Origin of the sequence: Uruburuella testudinis, assembly GCF_022870865.1 — a bacterium.
GTDB classification, from domain to species: domain Bacteria; phylum Pseudomonadota; class Gammaproteobacteria; order Burkholderiales; family Neisseriaceae; genus Neisseria; species Neisseria testudinis.
In genome coordinates this window covers 1,716,837-1,738,048 of sequence record NZ_CP091508.1, presented here as the reverse complement: position 1 = coordinate 1,738,048, position 21,212 = coordinate 1,716,837, and the positions used below count along the sequence as shown (strand labels likewise).

The following is a 21,212-nucleotide window of genomic DNA, read 5'->3' as shown; positions in this document are numbered from 1 at the left end:
TATGGTGTTTCAGACGGCCTAAACATGGTAGACATCAATCAGTTGGTTGATGTAATCGTTTTTCAACACCACGTATTTGCGCGTAATCAGCGGCGCAGCGCCCGACATATCCAAATCATATTCGGAGCAGCCGTAATATGTATTGGTGGTGTGATAGCGAAAACTGAAGGTGAGCCAGTTGAAACGCACGGTCAGTTTGTCGCCTTCTTGCGCCATAATCTCGACATTGCTGATGTTGTGCGAAGTACGGGTGTCGGGAATGGTGGCGCTGGAGCGCTCGGTTTCGATACGGAACACGCGGTCTTCCAGCCCTTGGCGGTCGGGGTAGTAGATCAGCGAGATTTCACGTTGCGGATCGCTGACCAGCGTGCCGTCGTCGTCCCAGCTCGGCATCCAAAACGAAGCTTCGGGGTGGTAGCAGGCCAGCCATTCGTTCCATTGTTTATCATCCAGATAACGGGCTTCGCGGTAGAGAAACTGGCTTACTTGTTCGATGCGGCTGCTCATTGTCCGTCTCCTTCTTGTGCGGTTTGCGCGGCGGTGGCTTTTTTCATCTCTTGCAGCCAGTAGCGGTGTTGTACGGTATACAAACCTTCGTCTTCGGTTTTTACGCCGGAGAGCAGCGGCTTGAGGCCGATATCGGCGGCGGCTTGGTCGGCTCCTTCAATCCAGTGGGCAGCACCGCGGCACATGTCGTTCCACTCAAGCGCAATGCCGTTGTAGCCTTCTTGGCAGGAGCGGAATTCTTCCAAATCGTCGGGCGTGGCCATGCCGCTGACGTTGAAAAAATCTTCATATTGGCGGATACGGTGGGCGCGGGCTTCTGCCGATTCGTTTTTGGGTGCGATGCAGTAAATCGTGACTTCGGTTTTATCGACCGCCAGCGGGCGCAGCAGGCGGATTTGCGAGCCGAATTGATCCATCAGATACACATTCGGGTAAAGGCAGAGGTTGCGCGAGCGCTGCACCATCCAATCGGCGGTGGCCTGACCGAATTTTTCGGCGAATTCTTCGCGTCTGTCCCAATTGGGGCGGTCTTCGGGGTTGGCCCAGTTGGTCCACAACAGCATGTGGCCGTTTTCAAACGAGTAGAAACCGCCGCCCTGCTTGGCCCAGCTGCCGGCGCTCATGGCGCGGATATTGTCGGCGGCATTTACTTCTTTACGGTGCTGGGTGGTGGCGGCGTAATTCCAATGCACGGCGGAAACATGGTAGCCGTCGGCGCCGTTTTCGGCTTGCAGCTTCCAGTTGCCGTTGAAGGTGTAAGTTGAAGCGCCGCGCAATACTTCCAGCCCGTCTTCAGATTGGTCGACAATCATGTCGATAATTTTGGCCGCTTCGCCTAAAAATTCGCTCAAGGGGGCAACATCGGGGTTGATGCTGCCGAACAAAAAGCCGCGGTAGTTTTCAAAGCGCGCTACTTTTTTCAAGTCGTGCGAGCCTTCTTTGTTGAAGCAGTCGGGGTAGCCGGCGTCTTCAGGGTCTTTTACTTTCAAAAGTTTGCCGCTGTTGTTAAACGTCCAGCCGTGAAAAGGGCAGGTATAGGTGGCTTTGTTGCCTTTTTTGAAACGGCACAGCTGGGCGCCACGGTGGGTGCAGGCGTTGATAAAGGCGTTTAATTCGCCTTGGCGGTTGCGGGCAATCACAACCGGCTGACGGCCGATGTGGGTGGTGTAGTAATCGTTGATCTTGGGAATCTGGCTTTCGTGCGCCAGATAAATCCAGTTGCCTTCGAAAATGTGTTTCATCTCCAGCTCAAACAGCTCTTCATCGGTGAAGGCGCTGCGGTGCAGGCGGTAATCGCCGGTTGCGTGGTCTTCAATCAGAAAATCATCGAGACGTTTTTTTTCGGTATGAATCGGAATCATGGCAGTGCTCCTGAGTGTTTTTCAGACGGCCTCTGTTGGCGGATAAGGCCGTCTGAAGTTTAGGCTGAGGCGCGGCGGCGCTCGTTTTCGGCTTCAAACACCCCCTCGCTTTCAGGCAGCAAGTGAATGTCGAACACGATGTGGGCATAGGCTTTATCCAACCCTTGTTCGGCAATAGCGGCTTCGTCGCTCACTTCTTGCAGCGGCGGCACCAAACCTTCGCGGCTGGCAAAGGCAAAGTCGTCCCACAGGTATTCGTCGCCGTCGATGTTGATTTGGGTCGTGAGCTTGCGGTGGCCGTCGGCGGTCACAAAATAATGCACATGCGCCGGGCGGCGGCCGTGGCGGCCGAGCTGGTCGAGCAGCGCCTGAGTGTAGCCTTGGGGCGGGCAGCCGTAGCCGTTGGGTACGATGGATTGGGCTTTGTAGCGGCCGTTTTCATCGGTGAAGATGGTGCGGCGGTGGTTGAAGTCGCTCTGGGTGCTGTCGAAAAAAGAATAGTTGCCCAATGTATTGGCGTGCCACACTTCCACTTTGGCATTCGGCAACGGCTGGCCGTCGGCACCGTAAACCATGCCTTCGAGAATCATCGGTTTGGCATGGTCGGATTCGGCGCCGTCGTCCATGCGGGCAAAACCCACGCTCTCAGGCGCGCCGTAAACATATAAGGGGCCTTCGATGGTGCGCGGCGTGCCGCCCGACAAACCGGCTTTTTCTTCGGCTTCATCGGCACGAATGTCGATAAAACGCTCCAAACCGAGGCCGGCGGCAAACAGGCCGATTTCGTTGGCTTTGGCCGCATCAATCAAAAATTCCATGCCTTTCCACACTTCGTGGGGCGTGAGGTCGAGATCTTCGATGGCTTTAAACAAATCCGACACCAGCCGCACGGTAACTGCCTGAACGCGCGGGTTGACTTCGCCTTTGGCGGTGTCGACATTAAAACTTTTAACCAATTGGTCGATTTGCTGGTGGTTCATGGTATTTCTCCTTGGTGTGTTGGTTTTTTTAGGGTGCAGAAAGTTTGTGCGGCACCAATGCAGCACGGTTTTCATGGCTTGAAACAGGTTCAGGCCGTCTGAAAAGAAAAATCAGTGATAAGAAAAATCAACGGTCATCGGCATGCAGCGATGAGGGATGGCGGCACAATGCCGTTACTTCTATCTGCATATGGGGAAACAACGGCAGCGAAGATAAAATACGGTGCAGCTCTTCGTTATCGGCCACATCAAAAATGCTGATGTTGGAATACTGGCCGGCAATGCGCCAGATGTGCCGCCATTTGCCGCTCTGTTGCAGGGTTTGGAAATAGGCTTTTTCTTCGGCCTTGATGCGCGCTGCGGTTTCAGACGGCATGTTTTCAGGCAGATGAACGTCCATGCGGATGTGGAATAACATGATGTGTGCTCCTTGGTAGAGGGTGTTGTCGCCGTTTAGGCGGTGCGCAGGCGGTAGACTTTTTCTTTGTCTACTTCAATGCCCAGCCCCGGTTTTTTCGGCAGTTGCAGCATAAAGTCGCGGTAAGGCAGCGGCTCGGTCATGATGTCTTCGGTGAGCAGCAGCGGGCCGAACAGCTCGGTGCCGAAGGCCAGCTCGGGGTAAGTGCTGAACACATGTGCCGAGGCCAGTGTGCCGACGGCGCCTTCGAGCATGGTGCCGCCGTAAAGCTCGATGCCGGCCAGCGCCGCGGTTTGCCCCACCAGCGCGGCATTGCGCAAACCGCCGGCCTGATTGATTTTAACGGCGAACACATCTGCATAATGCCCGGCGGCCAGCTCGAAGGCGTTTTGCGGCCCCAACACCGCTTCATCGGCCATGATGGCTACGTTGAAATGCTCGCACAGCCGTTTGAGCGCATTGCGGTTGCCGGCGGCCACGGGTTGTTCGATTAAATCGATGCCGCCGTCTTCCAGCATGGCAATGCCGCGCATGGCTTCCAGCTCCGTCCAGGCCTGATTCACATCCACGCGCACGCTGATGCTGCTGCCGAGGGCTTGTTTGACGGCCAACACGTGGCGCACATCATCGGCTACGCTGTTGAGGCCGATTTTCAGCTTGAAAATGCGGTGGCGGCCTGCGCCGATCATGTGTTCGGCCTCGGCGATGTCTTGATCGGTTTGGCCGCTGGCCAGCGTCCAAGCTACCGGCAGCGCATCGTGTACCGCACCGCCGAGCAGCTCGCTTAAAGGTGTGCCCAAGCGTTTGGCCTGCGCATCGAGCAGGGCGGTTTCGATGGCGCTTTTGGCAAAACGGTTGCCTTTGATGTGGGTGTGCAGCAGCTGCATGGCCCGGGCGGTATTTTGCGGCTGCGCCTGCAACAGCAGCGGGGCGATGTAGGTGTCTATATTGGTTTTGATGGCGGCCGGGCTTTCTTCGGCATAATTCAAGCCGCCGATGGTGGTGGCTTCGCCCCAGCTCTCGAGGCCGTCTGAAAACATGATGTGCACCAACACCAGTGTTTGCGTGTTCATGGTGGTAACAGAAAGTTTGTGCGGCCGGATGGTCGGCACTTCCAGCAGCAAGGTTTCGATAGACTTAATCATAGCTATTAGGTATATTTATTTAGTGATTACACCTTACTACAGGCCATATTGCTTGTCTAAAACCGATTTGGTATCAATTTAATACTTAAAAGGTATGATATGGAGCTTCGACACCTGCGCTATTTTGTGGCCGTGGCCGAACAGCAGAGTTTTACCCGCGCCGCCGAAAAATTATTTATCGCCCAGCCGCCGCTGAGCCGCCAAATCCAACAGTTGGAAGAAGAGTTGGGGGTGCAGTTGTTTGAACGCGGCTCTCGCCCGCTCAAGCTGACCGAAGCCGGGCAGTTTTTCTACGGCCATGCCCAACAGCTGCTGGCCAAAGCGGCGGATTTGAAATCGATGACGCAGCGCATCAGCCACGTTGAGCAGAATCTGGTGGCCGGTTTTGTGGCATCGACACTCTACGGCATGCTGCCGCGCATCATCTACAGCTGGCGGCAGCAATACCCCGACATACCGATTACGCTGCATGAAATGAGCACCACCGAGCAAATCAGCGCGTTGAAAGAGGGCCGGATCGATGTGGGTTTCGGCCGCTTGAGAATAGAAGATTCGCTGGTGCGGCGCATTATTTTGCGCACAGAAAAGCTGGTGGTGGCGCTGCCGCCGGGGCACAGGCTTGCGGGCAGCGTTGAAGCGCTGAATCTGGCCGATGTGGTTGACGAACCGCTGATTATTTTTCCCAACAAACCGCGCCCGAGCTTTGCCGACCAAGTATTGAGCATTTTTGCCGACCGCTCGCTGAAGCCGGAGCGGATTATCGAAGTGCGCGAATTGCAGATTGCCTTGGGGCTGGTGGCAGCGGGCGAGGGCATCAGCATTGTGCCCAACAGCCTTTACGGCATGTTGCGCAACGATATTCATTTTATGCCGCTGAATGACCCCAACGCCGTATCGCCCATCATCATGAGCATGCGCCAGCACGACCATTCGGAAAACCTGCACAAATTATTGGAAATTATTTATTCGCTGTATGACAAGGCCGGTATCGCTTATACGCGTGAGAACGTGTGAACAATCAAACAGCCTGCAAGCAGGCTGTTTTTGTGAATGGTATCAGACGGCCTCTTTACGTCCGGCCGTCAGCATAATGGCGATAACAGCCAGCGCACCCGGAATCACAAAGGCCAGAAAATTCATCTGATGGGAAAGCTGCATCGCCAACAGTGCGCCGCCCAACACCGGCCCCAAAATTGCGCCGATACGCCCCACGCCCGAAGACCAGCCCAATGCAGTCGAGCGGATGGCTGTAGGGTAAAACTGCGCCACATAAGCATAGAGCAGAATTTGCGAACCGATGGTGGTTGCCCCGGCCACCGTGACCAGTAGATACAATACCGCCACATGGTTTTTAAAACCGAGCAGCGCCAGCGAAACCGCAGCCAGCGTAAAAAACAGCATCAACACCGGGCGCGGGTGGAAACGGTCGGAAAGCCAACCGCCGCCGATGGCGCCGATAATGCCGCCGATATTCAAAAACAGCAGAAACATCAGGCTGGAGCTGAAGCCGTAGCCCGCCATGCTCATCAGCTTCGGCAGCCACGACCCCAAACCGTATACCATCAGCAGGCACATAAAAAAAGCCTGAAAAAACATTAAAGTACTCAACGCACGGTTGTGGCTGAATAAAGCGCCCAACGATTGCTCGGTTTTTTGCGGCTGATGCACTGTTAACACCGCATCATCGGCAATCGCTTGGCCGCTGAGCGAGCGCAACACCCGGCGCGCGGTATCGGTTTTGCCCTGTTGCACCAAAAAGGCTACAGAATCAGGCAATTGCGACCAAATCACCGGCAGCAGCAACAACGGGATAACCGCCAGATAAAACATCACCTGCCAGCCGAATTGCGGCACAATCCAAATGCCCAGCGAAGCCGACATCATGCCGCCGATGGCATAGCCGCTGAACATCACCGCCACCAGCGTGCTGCGGATGCGGCGGGGCGCATATTCGCTCATCAGCGCCACCACATTCGGCATCACTCCGCCGATGCCCAAGCCGGCAATAAAGCGCATGATGCCGAATTGCAGCGGCGTTTGCGCCAAACCATTGAGGGCGGTAAAGCCGCTGAACAGAATCACACACAGCACAATCATCTTCTTGCGCCCGAAGCGGTCGGCCAACGTGCCCAACAGCATAGCCCCCACCATCATGCCGAACAAGGCCGTGCTGCCCAATGCCCCCGCGGTGACCGGATCCAACTGCCATTGCTGCATCAAAATCGGCAATACCACACCATAAATCACCAAATCATAGCCATCGAAAACAATAATCAGCGTACACCAAAACAATATCCGCCAATGAAACGGCGAAACCTTCGCCCGATCGATAACCTCGTCTACTTGAATGCGGTTCATGCTGCTGCTCCTTTGTTGTTATCTTATGTATTGATACCCGATACACGATATATGCACGCAAAGGTATTGTCTAAGACCGAATGAGTTGTATTTCATACATAAAAGGTATGGAGGAAGCTAGGATGCCCTAGGCAGGGCAAAGCAAAGGCCGTCTGAAAATATTTCAGACGGCCTTTGCTTTGAAAGAATGTATGATTTTAAACGGCTGCACCTGCATTCACCATTCGGTTGGTGTTATGGCATGCTGTTTCCTCAAGTGGTTGAATATTCTAAATGATTTTGGCCGTCTGAAAAATGTCGGATTCGGGAATCCGGCTTGCATGATATATACATAAGTTCTGCTTGCGAAAGCCCTGTGTATGTAAAGGCCGTCTGAAAAAAATACTTTCAGACGGCCTTGCGTGTGTGCAGAAGAATACCAACGCTGTTAGGTTATTTTTGTAAATCGGTGTTGCGCCACACCGATAAAAAAAGCCCTGCCGACTAGCAGGGCTTTGTTGTGAACCGGCGCAGTTTACAGGCCGGTCAGGCGGGCGGTATCGTGGGCGATCATCAATTCTTCGTTGGTGGGAATCACCACGGCTTTGACTTTGCTCTCGGCGGTGGTAATCACGCCGGCGTTGCCGAAACGTGCATCTTCGTTGGCTTTGGCATCTTCGGTGAGACCGAGGAAGCCCAGATAGCCGATGACTTTGCTGCGGATGAGGTTGGAGTTTTCGCCGATGCCGCCGGTAAACACCAGGGCATCAATGCCGCCTGAAGCCACGCTCATGCTGGCAACGTATTTGGCAAGGCGGTAGGCGAAAATTTCCAGCGCCAGTTGTGCGCCTTTGTGGCCTTTGCCGGCTTCTTCTTCAATGGTGCGGCAGTCGTTGGAAAGGCCGGAAATGCCGAGCAGGCCGGATTTTTTGTTGAGCATGTCGGTGATTTGGGTGATGTTCATATTGGCATTTTGCGCTAAAAATGAAAACACGCTCGGGTCGATGTCGCCGCTGCGGGTGCCCATTACCAAGCCTTCGAGCGGTGTTAAGCCCATGCTGGTGTCTTGGCATTTGCCTTCGGATACGGCGGCGATAGAGGCGCCGTTGCCCAGATGGGCGATGACCATGCGCAATGATTGTTTGTCTTCGCCCAAAAAGCGGGCGGTTTCATCGGCCACAAAGCGGTAGCTGGTGCCGTGTGCGCCGTAGCGGCGCAGGCCGTATTTGGTGTAGAGCTCGTGCGGCACGGCGTAGGTGTAGGCGTGTTCGGGCATGGTTTGGTGAAAGGCGGTGTCGAACACAACCACGTTGGGCAGGCCTTTGAAAATATCGATGGCGGCGCGCAAGCCCAGCAGGTGGGCGGGGTTGTGCAGCGGTGCCAGCGGAATGCATTTTTCAATGCCGGCAATAACATCATCGTCTACCACAATCGATTCGCTGTAAAGCTCGCCGCCGCTGACCACGCGGTGGCCGATGGCGCCGATTTTGGAATCGAGGCCGTGGGCGCGCAATTCGACCATCAGGGCTTCGACGGCGCCGGTGTGGTCGGGGTGTTCGGCCAGCGAGGTGGTGTGTTTTTCGCCGTTGGCTTTGAAGGTGATGAAGGCATCGGGCAGGTTGAGTTTTTCGGCCAGGCAGCTCAGCAGCACTTCGCCGCTGTCGTTATCCAAAACGGCGCCTTTGAGCGAAGAGCTGCCGCAGTTTAATACCAGAATCAGTTTGTTTGACATGAGAACTCCTAAGTTTTCAGACGGCCTTTGCGTGTTTGCTGCGAAGGCGCGGTTGGTGTTGCACAGATGTGCATTCTACCCAAAGTTTGCCGCAGGTGTAAGGGCATTCTGACAATTCGATACGGGTATATTTTGCCGCTTTTGGGGTTCAGAAAAAAGTATGCGCGCCGACAAAGCGTTTGGAAAAATAGCTGCTGCTGAGTTTTTCGGTGCGGATGGTGCCGTTGCTGGAAGGGGCGTGGATGAATTCGCCGTTGCCGATATAAAGCCCGACGTGTGAATATTTGCTGCTGCCGCCGGTGTTGAAAAACACCAAATCGCCGGTTTTCAGACGGCTTTGGGCAATCGGCCGTGAGGCGGCGGCCATGTCGCGGGCGGTGCGGGGCAGGCTGACGCCCAATGCGTTTTGATAAACATATTGAATCATGCCGCTGCAATCGAAACCGGTAGCGGTGTTGCTGCCGCCGTATTTGTAGGGCGTGCCGATCAGGCTGATGCTTTGCAGCATCAATTCTTGCGCACCGAGATCGCGGTCGATATGGGTGATGCGCACGGGCTGTATTTTACGCGCTTGAGCCGATGAGGCTTTCGGTTGGCTTTTGTGGCTGCTGCCGCAGGCGGCGAGCAGGCTTAAGGGGGCGGCGAGTAGGGCGGCTTTGAGCAGATTATTCATACGGGTTTCTTTCAGACGGCTGTCGGGTTGGGGGCATGATGTGCTGTTGGCGAGGGGATTTTTGCTTTTGGCATCTGTGCTTTATCACAAAAAATCTGAAGGTTTGAATATAAATATAAAAGAAAAAAGGCCGTCTGAAAAGAATGCTTGGGTTTGCCGTGAAGTTTTCAGCCGTTTGAAAAATGTCGGATTTGAGAATCCATGGCACGGCCGGGCTATAGCAAGCCTTCGATCGGCAATATGGATAATATTTTCACGGTCAGGCGTTTCCAAAAGCCGGCTTCCGGTTCTTTTTTGAGGGTTTCGCCGCTTTCGGGGTCTTGCCATTGTAGTTTGCCGCGGCGGTTGAGGGTAACTTTATAGGCGTATTGCGGTGTGGTGTCGGCAAGTGTGCGCTGCATGGCGGCGGCGATTTCGGGGCTTTTAATCACTACGCCCATTTCGGTGTTGAGGCGTGCCGAGCGCGGGTCGAGGTTGAGTGAGCCGATAAACACGCGCTCTTGGTCGACGATAAAGGTTTTGGCGTGCAGGCTGGTGGAGGAGCTGCCGGTGAGGCCGCGGTCGCGGCTGGCGGGCACGGCGTGGTTGGGCTTGAGCTCGTAAAGGGCTACGCCGGCTTTGAGCAGCGGCTTGCGGTATTTGGCATAGCCCGAATGCACGGCGGCCACATCGGTGGCTTGCAGGGAGTTGGTGAGCACGGTAACGCCGATGTCTTCCTGCACCAGCTCGGCCAGGGCTTTGCTGCCTTCTTTGGTGGGCACGAAATAGGGGGAAACCAGGTAGATTTCTTTTTCGGGCATGCCTAAGGCTTCAGACAGTTTTTCGCCGATCGAGGGTTTGTCGCGGCTGCGGTCAAGACCTTTGGCGGGGTCGTCGCTGATGAGCTGGGTTTGTGCTTGTGTCCACGGCACTTGGTTGGTTTCGATGGCGTGGTAGAGGCCGGATTGTTCCAGATCGCGGCGGTAGCGGGCGAGGATGTGGGCTTTGCTGCTGTCGTTGCCGGCAAGCTGGTTAAAGCCTGTTTGAATATCGACTTTTGTGATGATGCGCGCCAGCGGGTAGGCCGACTGGCTGGCCCAGTAGCGGTCGAAATCTTGTGATACTTGGCTGACTACGCTGCCGGTGGCGAGAATATCGAGATCGGCAAAGGCGGTGTCTTGGCTGACGTTGAAATATTCGTCGCCGATGTTGCGCCCGCCGATGATGGTGGCTTTGTTGTCGGCGGTGAGCGATTTGTTGTGCATGCGCCGGTTGAGGCGGGGAAAGTCGGTGAGGTAGCCCAGCGCGCGCCATTTGCGGGTGATAAAGGGGTTGAACAGGCGGATTTCGATATTGGCATGGCTGTCGAGCGCGGCCAATACGTTGTCTAGCCCGTTGGTGTTGTTGTCGTCGAGCAGCAGGCGCACGCGCACGCCGCGGTCGGCGGCGCGGTAGAGCATGTTGAACAGCAGTTTGCCGGATACGTCGTTGTGCCAGATATAGTATTGCAAATCGAGGGTGTGGTCGGCCGATTCGATCAAGGTGGCGCGCGCGACAAAGGCATCGTGGGCATCACCGAGCAGATAAATGCCCGATGTGCCGGCGGGCGTGTCGGCTGTGTCGGGTACGGCCGGTTTTAATGCGGCTTCGAGCCGGGGCGCGGAGGCGATGTCGATATAGCGGCTCACGCTGCGGTTGTCGAGCGTGGGCAGGGTTTGGCAGCCGGCAAGCAGGGCGGGCAGAAGCAGACGGATGAGGATGCGGTTCATGTGTTGTCGGGCGTGCGGGTTTCAGACGGCCTTCGGATTATATACTGTTATGCTGTTATGTTTTCATCGGATTGAAGGGTTTGGAGTATAGAGGCCGTCTGAAAATTTTTTGTTTATTCCACCGTTTCCGGCCAGCCGGAAGTATCGGCTTCGGGATAGGCCAAATCGAGTTTTTTCAAATGTTCGAGCAGAATGTTCACGATAATCACGTTGCGCGATGATTTGGAATCGGCAGGCACGATATACCAGGGGGCGTGGTCGCTGTCGGTGGCGGCTATCACGGTTTGGTAGGTTTGCATAAAGCTGCCCCAAAGTTTGCGGTCTTCGATATCGCCGGGGTTGAATTTCCAGTTTTTCTCAGGGCGGTCGATGCGCTCTTGCAGCCTTTCGCGCTGCGCTTCTTTGGAAATATTGAGGTAGATTTTGACAATGGTGGTGCCGGTTTCGGCCAGCATGCGTTCGAAATTGTTGATGTGGCGCAGGCGGCGTTTAAATTCGGCTTCATCAATCCAGCCGCGCACCTGCGGCACCAATACGTCTTCATAATGGCTGCGGTTGAAAATCACGATTTCGCCGTTTTTCGGCACCACTTGATGGATACGCCATAAATAATCGCGCGCTTTTTCGTCTTCGCTTGGGGCTTTGAATGCCTGCACGCGCATGCCCAGCGGGTCGGCGGCACGGAACACGGCGCGGATGGTGCCGTCTTTGCCGGAGGTATCCATGCCTTGCAGAATAATCAGCAGCCGGTGTTTGTTTTGGCCGTAGAGGATGTCTTGCAGACGGTCAAGCTCGATGCTTAAGGTTTCGGTTGCGGCACGGCGTTCGGCTTTGCTGTCGGGCACGTCGGATTTGTCGGCCGGGTTGTGGCGGCTCAAATCGAAAGCTTGGCTGTCGGCACGGTATTTGCGGGTAAACGACATGAATGCGCTCCTTATCAAGTATCAGGTTTTATCAAGTATCAGGTTTTCGGTGGTTTTTTCACCAGATTTTCACCGTCACTGCCGTGCAGTCCGGTAAAAATCCAGCCGGAAATAAAGGTGACCGCGCCGATATAGATAAACGTGTAGCGAAAGGCGCTGTGCAGATTGGCGGTGCCGATGCTGCTTTTGCTTAAAAAATTCAGAATCAGCGCGCCCAGGGCAATGCCGAAGCTGATGGCCAGCTGCTGGTTGACGGCCATCAGGCTGTTGCCGCTGCCGGTTTGGTAAGGGCGCAAATCGGCAATGGTCAGCGTGTTCATGGCGGAAAACTGCAATGAATTGCTGGTGCCGATAAAGAGCAGCAGAATCATCCACAGCCATAAGGGCGTATCGGCAGAAGGAATAGCCAAACACATAATCAAGATGCCCAGTATGCGGGTGTTGGCAACCAACACGCGGCGGTAGCCGAAATGGGCGATGATGGGCTTAATCACGGGCTTGGTCAGCAGCGAAGCCAGTGCAATCGGCGCAATCAGCCAGCCCGACAGGCTGGCGCTGAAACCAAAGGCCACCTGAAACAGCAGCGGCAGCAGGAAGGGTACCGAGCTCATGCCCAGGCGGCTGAACAAATTGCCGGCCAAGCCCAGCCGGTAGGTGCGCACTTGAAAAAGATTGCGCGCATATAAGGGCGCATCATCGCGGTCGGCGTGTTTCCAATACAGCCATGCCGCCGCACCGCTGCCGGCCGCCAGCAGCAATGAAAATATAGCGGCGCCCGGATGGGTGACCATTTCTACCGACAGGCTCAGGGCGGTGGCGCCTGCGGCAAACAGCACAAAGCCGACTAAATCAAGCTGGTTTTTTTCGCCTTTGACATCGGGCATGATTTTCAGCGCCATAAACATGCCGAGCGCACCGATGGGCAGATTGAGCAGAAAGATCCAGTGCCAGCTGGCATAGTCGACCAAATAACCGCCTACCAGCGGCCCCAGTATCGGGCCGAGCAGGGCGGGCATGACGGCATAGTTGATGGCGTTGAGCAGTTGTGATTTATCGTATACCCGCAAGAGTGTCAGCCGCGGCACCGGCACCAGCATCGAGCCGCCGATGCCTTGCACCACCCGCGCCACAATCAGCATCGGCAGATTCGGCGCTGCGGCGCACATGGCCGAACCGAGCATAAACAGCGCCATCGAGGCGATAAATACTTTTTTGGTGCCGAAGCGGTCGACCAGATAGCCGCTCAGGGGAATCAGCAGCGCCAGTGTGAGCGCATAGGCAATCACCGCCGATTGCATATTGAGCGGCGACTCGTTGAGATCGGCCGCCATTTTCGGCAGGGCGGTATTTAAAATGGTGGTGTCGAGCATCTGCATGAAAATGGCAACGGCCAACAGCAGCGGCAACCAGCGTGAGGGCGGGGAGGCAGGGGCTTGTGTATTCATGTGTTTATGCAGGGCGAAGGATAAAAAGGCCGTCTGAACGCTGCCGGCGGCAGCCATAGGCTGGGTTTATTGTACGCGGTATTGTTGCGGCCGTCTGAAAAACCGTTTTAATCATCGTTAAAAGCGAATAGGGTCATCATATCCATTCGCAAAAGTTAAGCGGGCAAAACAGGCCAACGCGGTTGGGTTATTTTTATGAATGGGTATAAAACACAAATAAATGCATCACAAAGAGCAAACCAAGATGATGCATCACTATAGTGCTTCGCGGCGTTGCCCCCGCCCTAATTTTCCGTTGCAACGGGAAAGGAACAGGGTGCTGCCACACCGAGCGAACATTGCCGGATAACTTAATTTTTGTTGCCTATAATCCGGCATCAGTCATGAATTTATAGTTTATTCTTCATAATTTTCTTTTAAGAAAATTAAATCTCTTATACAATAATTACACATTTTAAATAAAATCAATAGAGGAAGCAGAATGAATACAAATAAAGTATCGAAGCGGGTGTTGCTGGCCAGCCTGATCGGCAGCTCGATCGAGTGGTTTGATTATTTTCTTTACGGCACGGTGGCGGCATTGGTGTTTAATCAATTGTTTTTTCCTGCCGAAGATCCGGCTGTGGGCACCATGCTGGCATTCGCTTCTTTTGCCCTGTCTTTTTTCATACGGCCTTTCGGCGGCATTATTTTCAGCCATATCGGCGATAAAATCGGCCGCAAGAAAACGTTGGTGCTCACCTTAAGCCTGATGGGCGGTGCCACAGTATTGATGGGCCTGTTGCCCACGTATCAGGCCATCGGCATTGCTGCGCCGATTCTGATGGTGGCGCTGCGGCTGGTGCAAGGTCTGGGCATCGGCGGCGAATGGGGCGGTGCGATGCTGTTGGCGGTGGAATATGCGCCGAAAGAGCGGCGCGGCTTTTTCGGCAGCGTGCCGCAAATGGGCGTGACCATCGGCATGCTGTTGGCCACCTTGGCGCTGACGGTGATGAGCATGTTGCCGGATGATGTGTTTTTATCGTGGGGCTGGCGGGTGCCGTTTGTGTTGAGCGCGGTTTTGGTGTTTATCGGTTTGTGGATACGTAAAGGCATTGATGAAACGCCGTCGTTTAAGAAAAACCAGCAAAGCGGCAATGTGGTGGCGGTGCCTTTGTTTGAAACATTCAAACACCACAAGCGCGAGGTATTGATTGCGGTGGGGGCGAAATTTGTAGAAACCGCGCCGTTTTATATTATGTCGACTTTTATCGTGTATTACGCCACCAAAGAGCTGGATTTCAGCCGCACACAGGCGCTGAATGCGGTAACGGTGGCGACGATTGTGACCACGGTGTTGATTCCGGTGATGGGTGCGCTTTCCGATAAAATCGGCCGCAAAACCGTGTATATCGGCGGGGTGCTGATGATGATGGCTTATGCGTTTCCTTATTTCTGGTTGCTGCAAACCCGCTCGTTCGGCATGCTGATTTTGGCCACGGTTATCGGCTTGGGTGTGATTTGGGCGCCGACCACAGCGGTGTTGGGCACAATGTTTTCTGAGATTTTCAAAAGCAATGTGCGCTACACCGGCATCACGTTGGGCTATCAGATCGGTGCGGCCATTGCCGGCGGCACAGCGCCTTTGGTGGCCACGTTTCTGCTGACCCGTTTTGATCATTCTTATGTGCCGATTGCCTGCTATATCATCTTTACCGGGCTGGTGTCGCTGGCGGCCATTGCTGCGGTGCGCGAGCGCTCGGGCTTGCAGTTGGACGAATAAACCGCTGCTGCGGCAATATTCCCGGCATACGTTTCAAAACAGCGGATGGCGGGAGTTTTTCGTTAAGATATTGAATGTGTTGTCGATGGGTTTTCCATCAAACAGAGGCCGTCTGAAATGTTTCAGACGGCCTCTGTTTGATGGATAGATCCGGTTGCTTAATTATTACCGTGATTTGCCAAGCCATTGAATCGGTTTAAAAAATACCGTTGTTTAATTGCCGTCGGCGGCGGGCGGGTTTTGCGCCAAGTGAGACGACACCCACAACACCCGGGCATCGTTTTCCCCGGCCACGCAGGCATGCCCCATGGTGCTGTCGAAATAGCAGGCATCGCCGCTTTCAAGGATGATGGGCTGGTAGAAATCGGTGTGTACGGTAACCCGGCCTTCCAAAACATAAATAAACTCTTCGCCTTCGTGTTGCAGCAGTGCGGGGAATTCGCGGATACTGCGGGCTTTGATGGTGGTCAGCAGCGGCACAAAACGCTTGTTGCTCAAATCGGCGCACAGTGCCTGATAATCGTATTGCCGGGTGCTGTGTATTCTGGCGGTGCCGGCGCGGGTAACGGCCAGGCGGCCGTTGGGGGTGTTGTTGCTTTCTTCATGGAAAAGGGCAGCGATGGGCACGTTTAAGCCGCGGGCAAGCGCCACGATTTTTTCGTAGGTGGGCGATAACTGCCCTTTTTCGATTTTAGACAGGGTCGAAACGGAAATGCCGCTTTTTTGGCTTAATTGCTGCAAGGTCAAATCTGCTTTTTTGCGCAGATAATGCACTTGGGCGGCTAAAAAAAGGCTGTTGTTTTCGGCGGCAGGGCCGCTATGGTTTGTATTCATCATGGTTTTGCGCCGCGCTGTGCGGCAGCAGGGCGGAGGCGGTGTGTTTGGGCGGTTGATTTTATCACAAGCAGATTTAATTATGAATTTTCGTATAGGAAAATCTATTTCATATAGTATAATTCAGGTTTGGAGACCAGATTTCGACAGAGGAGCAAACGATGAAAATTTTTGATTACCAGGCCACCGGCGAGCGCCTGCCTTATCCGGCTTTAATTGAATCGATACGGCAGATTTTTATTGCAGGCTGCGTGGTGCCGCGCCGCCATATTCATGCCGTTGACGGCGATGATGCGGCCGCAACGCTGCTGATTATGCCGGCCTGGCAGAAAAATAAATTTATGGGCATCAAGCATGTCACCATTTATCCCGATAACGGCAAAAGACACGGCCTGCCCGGGCTGCATTCAACTTATACCTTGTTTGATGCGCAAAACGGTGTGCCGGTGGCGGTGATGGACGGCAATCAGATTACCTGTCGCCGCACCGCCGCCGCTTCAGCGCTTGCCGCCAAATATTTGGCGCGTGAAGATGCCCGCAATCTGCTGATTGTGGGGGCGGGCAATGTGGCGCGCGAAATCGCCCCTGCTTATGCGGCGGTTCGGAATATCGGCAAAGTGCGTATTTGGAATATCGATGCGGATAAAGCACACCGTCTGGCCGGTGATTTGAAACAGCAGGGCTTTGATGCCGAGGCGGTAACAGATTTGGAAGCGGCGGTGCGCGACAGCGATATCGTGAGCTGCGCCACGCTCTCCACCGCGCCGCTGGTGTTGCGCGAATGGGTGCAAAAAGGCACGCATATCGACTTAATCGGCAGTTTCAAACCGGATATGCGCGAATCGGATGATGCGATGTTTGCCGGCACATCGGTGTTTGTCGATACCGATGAGGCACTGGATAAAGCCGGAGATTTATTGTCGCCGATGGCAGCGGGGGAGTTTGCCCGCGAGCAGGTGTTGTCTGATTTGGAAGGTTTGTGCCAAGGCCGGCACCCGGGGCGGACGGCGGCCGATGAAATCACGGTTTATAAGGCTGTGGGCGCCGCTTCGGAAGATTTGGCGGCTGCGGTGTTGGTTTATCAGGGCTAGGGTGTCCTGACGTCGTTTATGAGGTTTTTGGCGCCTGAAAATGCAGATGCCGGGTAAAAAACGCAGCAAGGTTCAATATCTTGCAAGGTTTTTTTAACGCAGCAGATGCGTTTTCAGGGGCAAAATACCCTTAAATCGAATGGTCAGGACAACTCTAAACCGAGCTTTCAGACGGCCTGATGTCTGTTTGAAACCCCAGCCCGAATGCTTGATTGCCTTATCGGTTTGCTTTTTTGAATGTTTGCAAAGCGCTGATACGCCATTCTGATACACGTAATAATGTTATTATTGTGTTAATAAGTGTAATATATAAGCCGATATATGTTGTTTTCAGACGGCATCAAAAGTGTTGTGCTGCAAAAGCCTGTTTGAAACACATATGGCGGCATTCAATAAAAACTGTCGGAGTTGCTTGGCATCTGCATTTTCGGGCGCGGAAATCTGCTCGTGAACAGCGGTTGCCCTCTAGGCTATCCTGACCATTCGATTTAAGGGTATTTTGCCCCTGAAAACGCATCTGCTGCGTTAAAAAGCCTCGCAAGATATTGAACCTTGCTGCGTTTTTTACCCGGTATCTGCATTTTCAGGCGCCAAAAACCTCATAAACGACGTCAGGACACCCAAGCGGCTCTTCATCAATATTGCAGAGGATAATATGTTTGACTTTTCCCATTCCCAAACCGAATGGCGCAATGCCATTACCGCCGCCTACCGCCGTGATGAAGCGGAAGCGGTGGCCGATATGCTGCTGCAGGCCGAGATGAGCGCGGCCGAGAAGGCCGAAGCCGGCAAACTCGCCCGCCGCCTGGTTACCCAAGTGCGCGCGAGCCGCAGCAAGGCCAGCGGTGTGGATGCGCTGATGCATGAGTTTTCCCTATCCAGCGAAGAGGGTGTGGCGCTGATGTGTTTGGCCGAAGCGCTGCTGCGCATTCCCGATGTGGCAACGCGCAACAAGCTGATTCAAGATAAATTATCCGGCGGCGATTGGAAAAGCCATCTGAACAACAGCCCGTCTTTATTTGTGAATGCCGCCGCTTGGGGGCTGCTGATTACCGGCAAACTCACTTCGCCTGGCAGCAAGCAGCAAAATCTGGGCTCGGCGCTGACCCGCGTGGTCAGCAAGGGCGGCGAGCCGCTGATTCGCAAAGGTGTGGATTACGCCATGCGCTTGTTGGGCAAGCAGTTTGTGACCGGCCAGACCATTGAAGAAGCGCTGAAAAACGGCAAAGAGCGTGAAAAAATGGGCTACCGCTTTTCGTTCGACATGCTGGGCGAAGCGGCCATGACTGAAGCCGATGCCGAGCGCTATTATCAAGATTATGTCAATGCCATTCATGCCATCGGCAAAGATGCCGCCGGTGCGGGCGTGTATGAGGGTAACGGCATTTCGGTCAAACTGTCGGCCATCCACCCACGCTACTTCCGCGCCCAGCACGAGCGTGTGATGAGCGAGCTGCTGCCGCGCCTGAAAGCATTGTTTTTGCTGGCAAAACAATACGATATCGGTTTGAACATCGATGCCGAAGAAGCCAACCGGCTTGAATTGTCGCTCGATTTGATGGAAGCGTTGGTGTCTGATCCCGATTTGGCCGGCTTCAACGGCATCGGTTTTGTGGTGCAGGCGTATCAGAAGCGCTGCCCGTTTGTGATTGATTATTTAATCGACCTGGCGCGCCGCAGCAATCAGAAGCTGATGATCCGCCTGGTGAAAGGCGCCTATTGGGACAGCGAAATCAAATGGGCGCAGGTAGACGGCCTTGACGGCTATCCGGTCTACACCCGCAAAGTGCACACCGATGTGTCGTATCTGGCCTGCGCGCGCAAACTTTTGGCTGCGCAAGATGCGGTGTTTCCGCAATTTGCCACCCACAATGCCTATACATTGGCAGCGATTTACCAAATGGGTTTGGGCAAAGATTTCGAGCACCAATGCCTGCACGGCATGGGCGAAACGCTTTACGACCAAGTGGTGGGTGAGCAAAACCTCGGCCGCCGCTGCCGCATCTATGCGCCGGTGGGCACACATGAAACGCTGCTGGCGTATTTGGTGCGCCGGCTGTTGGAAAACGGCGCCAACTCCTCGTTTGTCAACCAGATTGTCGATGAAAATGTGAGCATCGACGATTTAATCAAATGCCCGTTGGAAGCGGCGCAGGCCGCCGGCGGCAAAATGCATGCCGCTTTGCCGCTGCCGCGCCATTTGTATGGTAAAGGCCGTCTGAATTCACAAGGCTTGGATTTGAGCAATGAATTTGTTTTGCAGCAGCTGCAAGCCGAGATGAATGAGGCCGCCCGGCAAAGCTATGCCGCCGCGCCGCTGACAGCGGTGGAAGCCGATGCCGCCGCCGCGCATGAGGTGCGCAATCCCGCCGATTTCAGCGATATTGTCGGCACAGCCGCCTTTATCAAAGCCGATGCCGTGCCTGAGGCCGTATCGGCAGCTAAAACGGTGGAGGGCGCATGGGCGGCGGTAACGCCTTTTGAGCGTGCCGAAATTTTGCGCCGTATCGCCGACAAATTTGAAGCAGCGATGCCCGTACTGATGATGTTGGCTGTGCGCGAAGCAGGCAAAACACTGCAAAATGCCATTGCCGAAGTGCGCGAAGCCGTGGATTTCTGCCGCTATTATGCCGATGAAGCCGAAACCACCTGCGCCGACCGTGCACCGATAGGCACGGTGGCGGCCATCAGCCCGTGGAATTTCCCGTTGGCGATTTTCACCGGCGAAGTGGCGGCCGCATTGGCCGCCGGCAATGTGGTGCTGGCCAAACCGGCCGAGCAAACCACGCTGATTGCCCATTATGCCGTGCAGCTGATGCATGAAGCCGGTGTGCCGAAAAACGTGTTGCAACTGTTGTCGGGTGCCGGCGATGTGGGTGCGGCGTTAACGCAGGATACCCGCATCAACGGCGTGATTTTCACCGGCTCCACCGAAGTGGCCGGGCTGATTAACCGCAATTTGAGCCGCCGCAACGACCATCCCGTGCTGATTGCCGAAACCGGCGGCATGAACGCTATGATTGTCGACAGCACCGCTTTGGCCGAGCAAGTGTGCGCCGATGTGCTCAATTCCGCTTTCGACAGCGCCGGCCAACGCTGCTCCGCCTTACGCGTGCTGTGTGTGCAGGAAGACGTGGCCGAACATATGCTGGCGATGATTAAAGGCGCGATGAACGAATTGCGGGTGGGCAATCCGGCGCAATTCAACACCGACGTCGGCCCCGTTATCGATGCCGAAGCGCAGCAAAACCTGTTGGCGCATATCGAAAAAATGAAAGCCGCCGCCCAATCGTTTCATCAGATTGCCTTGCCGCAAGACGCGGAAAACGCCACGTTTGTGGCACCGGTGTTGTTTGAATTAAACAACCTCAACGAGCTGCAACGCGAAGTATTCGGCCCGGTGCTGCATGTGGTGCGTTACCGCGCCGGCGAGCTGGATGCTTTAATCGACCAAATCAACGCCAAGCAATTCGCGCTGACCCACGGCATCCACAGCCGTATCGACGGCACGGTGGCGCATATCTGCCGCCGTATTGAAGCGGGTAATGTGTATGTTAACCGCAATATCGTCGGCGCGGTGGTGGGGGTGCAGCCTTTCGGCGGCCACGGTCTCAGCGGCACCGGCCCCAAAGCGGGCGGCCCCTTTTATCTGCAACGCCTCAGCCGCGCCGCCGCATGGCAGATGCCCGCGCTCACCCGCAACGGCGAAGCTGACGAACAGGCGCTGCACATGATGGCCGGCCTGATGCAGCAAATGGGGTTTGACCACGCCGCCAGAGTGCGCCTGAGCGCCGTGATGGGCGAGAGCCGCGTGCATACCCTGCGCCGGGCCGAAGCGCTGCTGCCCGGCCCCACCGGCGAGCGCAACAGCTTGAGCTGGCATGCACCGTACAGCGTGTGGCTGTATGGCGGTGATTTGGAAACCGCTTTTGCTGCCTTAATCCGCTTGGCGGCATCCGGCATCCGTGTCATGGTATCGTCGCAACATCCGCTCGCCATCTGGCAGGAACACGCCGGCGAATGGCTGGCGGTCAGCCGCAGCATACCGCCGCAGCCGCTTGCCCATGTTGTCGCACTCGAACCCTTGCCGCTTGAAATCAAAGCGCAGCTGGCCGAAGCCGGCGGCGCGCTGGTCAAAGTGTTTGATGCGCAAGCCGGTGTGGATGTGCTCCCGTTGTTTGAAGAAATCAGCCTGAGCGTAAACACCACCGCAGCCGGCGGCAATGCCAGCCTGATGGCGATGGCGGAAGTATAGG

Annotated in this window: 16 protein-coding genes; 4 read left to right on the top strand and 12 right to left on the bottom strand. The window is 55.1% G+C overall.

All coding sequences use genetic code 11. The features are described 5' to 3' along the window. Positions 1–18: 18 nt before the first annotated feature. From benB to LVJ83_RS07930, 5 genes are all read right to left on the bottom strand, one after another. Positions 19–507 (bottom strand): benzoate 1,2-dioxygenase small subunit, encoded by a 489-nt coding sequence (gene benB, locus LVJ83_RS07950; protein WP_244783989.1) that lies wholly within the window; start codon positions 505–507, stop codon positions 19–21. Continuing rightward, complete coding sequence (gene benA / locus LVJ83_RS07945; RefSeq protein WP_244783988.1) at positions 504–1,868, bottom strand: benzoate 1,2-dioxygenase large subunit; 1,365 nt, start codon at positions 1,866–1,868, stop codon at positions 504–506. Before benA ends, benB begins: the two co-directional genes overlap by 4 nt. Positions 1,869–1,927: 59 nt before the next feature. Then, positions 1,928–2,848: a catechol 1,2-dioxygenase gene (catA, locus tag LVJ83_RS07940; protein ID WP_244783987.1), complete on the bottom strand. Its 921-nt coding sequence runs from the start codon at positions 2,846–2,848 to the stop codon at positions 1,928–1,930. A gap of 127 nt (positions 2,849–2,975) precedes the next feature. Continuing rightward, a complete protein-coding gene (gene catC / locus LVJ83_RS07935) occupies positions 2,976–3,266 on the bottom strand; it encodes a muconolactone Delta-isomerase (RefSeq protein WP_244783986.1) in 291 nt (96 codons plus the stop codon). A gap of 35 nt (positions 3,267–3,301) precedes the next feature. Next, on the bottom strand, positions 3,302–4,411 hold the full coding sequence (locus LVJ83_RS07930; RefSeq protein ID WP_244783985.1) for a muconate/chloromuconate family cycloisomerase: 1,110 nt from the start codon (positions 4,409–4,411) through the stop codon (positions 3,302–3,304). Positions 4,412–4,510: 99 nt separating this feature from the next. On the opposite strand from LVJ83_RS07930, the gene LVJ83_RS07925 reads away from it, so the two are divergent. Continuing rightward, positions 4,511–5,425 carry a LysR family transcriptional regulator gene (locus tag LVJ83_RS07925; RefSeq protein WP_244783984.1) on the top strand — a complete coding sequence of 305 codons (915 nt, stop codon included), beginning with the start codon at positions 4,511–4,513 and terminating at the stop codon, positions 5,423–5,425. A 42-nt stretch (positions 5,426–5,467) separates the two neighbouring features. Here the strand turns inward: LVJ83_RS07925 and LVJ83_RS07920 are convergent, their stop codons facing one another. The 6 genes from LVJ83_RS07920 to LVJ83_RS07895 form a co-directional block, all read right to left on the bottom strand. Then, entirely contained in the window at positions 5,468–6,769 is a 1,302-nt protein-coding gene (locus LVJ83_RS07920) for an aromatic acid/H+ symport family MFS transporter (protein ID WP_244783983.1), read from the bottom strand. Between the two features lie 514 nt (positions 6,770–7,283). Further along, on the bottom strand, positions 7,284–8,480 hold the full coding sequence (locus LVJ83_RS07915) for an acetate kinase (RefSeq protein WP_244783982.1): 1,197 nt from the start codon (positions 8,478–8,480) through the stop codon (positions 7,284–7,286). 148 nt (positions 8,481–8,628) lie between these two features. Next, the gene (locus tag LVJ83_RS07910) at positions 8,629–9,153 is read right to left on the bottom strand and encodes a C40 family peptidase (protein ID WP_244783981.1); all 525 of its coding nucleotides are present in this window, start codon (positions 9,151–9,153) and stop codon (positions 8,629–8,631) included. A 215-nt stretch (positions 9,154–9,368) separates the two neighbouring features. Further along, positions 9,369–10,901: a phospholipase D family protein gene (locus LVJ83_RS07905; protein WP_244783980.1), complete on the bottom strand. Its 1,533-nt coding sequence runs from the start codon at positions 10,899–10,901 to the stop codon at positions 9,369–9,371. Between the two features lie 113 nt (positions 10,902–11,014). Continuing rightward, a complete protein-coding gene (locus LVJ83_RS07900; RefSeq protein WP_244783979.1) occupies positions 11,015–11,824 on the bottom strand; it encodes a PPK2 family polyphosphate kinase in 810 nt (269 codons plus the stop codon). Between the two features lie 38 nt (positions 11,825–11,862). Next, positions 11,863–13,269, bottom strand: coding sequence for a DHA2 family efflux MFS transporter permease subunit (locus LVJ83_RS07895; RefSeq protein WP_244783978.1), 1,407 nt, complete (start codon positions 13,267–13,269; stop codon positions 11,863–11,865). A 481-nt stretch (positions 13,270–13,750) separates the two neighbouring features. Between LVJ83_RS07895 and LVJ83_RS07890 the strand changes: the two genes are divergently transcribed. Continuing rightward, a complete protein-coding gene (locus LVJ83_RS07890) occupies positions 13,751–15,031 on the top strand; it encodes an MFS transporter (RefSeq protein WP_244783977.1) in 1,281 nt (426 codons plus the stop codon). Between the two features lie 213 nt (positions 15,032–15,244). On the opposite strand, the gene LVJ83_RS07885 is transcribed toward LVJ83_RS07890, so the two are convergent. Next, on the bottom strand, positions 15,245–15,868 hold the full coding sequence (locus LVJ83_RS07885) for a helix-turn-helix domain-containing protein (RefSeq protein WP_244783976.1): 624 nt from the start codon (positions 15,866–15,868) through the stop codon (positions 15,245–15,247). Positions 15,869–16,026: 158 nt separating this feature from the next. Here LVJ83_RS07885 and lhpI point away from each other — a divergent pair, with 158 nt between their 5' ends. Both lhpI and putA read left to right on the top strand, forming a co-directional pair. Then, positions 16,027–16,956, top strand: a complete 930-nt coding sequence (gene lhpI / locus LVJ83_RS07880; RefSeq protein ID WP_244783975.1) for a bifunctional Delta(1)-pyrroline-2-carboxylate/Delta(1)-piperideine-2-carboxylate reductase — start codon at positions 16,027–16,029, stop codon at positions 16,954–16,956. A gap of 655 nt (positions 16,957–17,611) precedes the next feature. Continuing rightward, a complete protein-coding gene (putA, locus tag LVJ83_RS07875; protein WP_244783974.1) occupies positions 17,612–21,211 on the top strand; it encodes a bifunctional proline dehydrogenase/L-glutamate gamma-semialdehyde dehydrogenase PutA in 3,600 nt (1,199 codons plus the stop codon). Position 21,212: the final 1 nt, after the last annotated feature.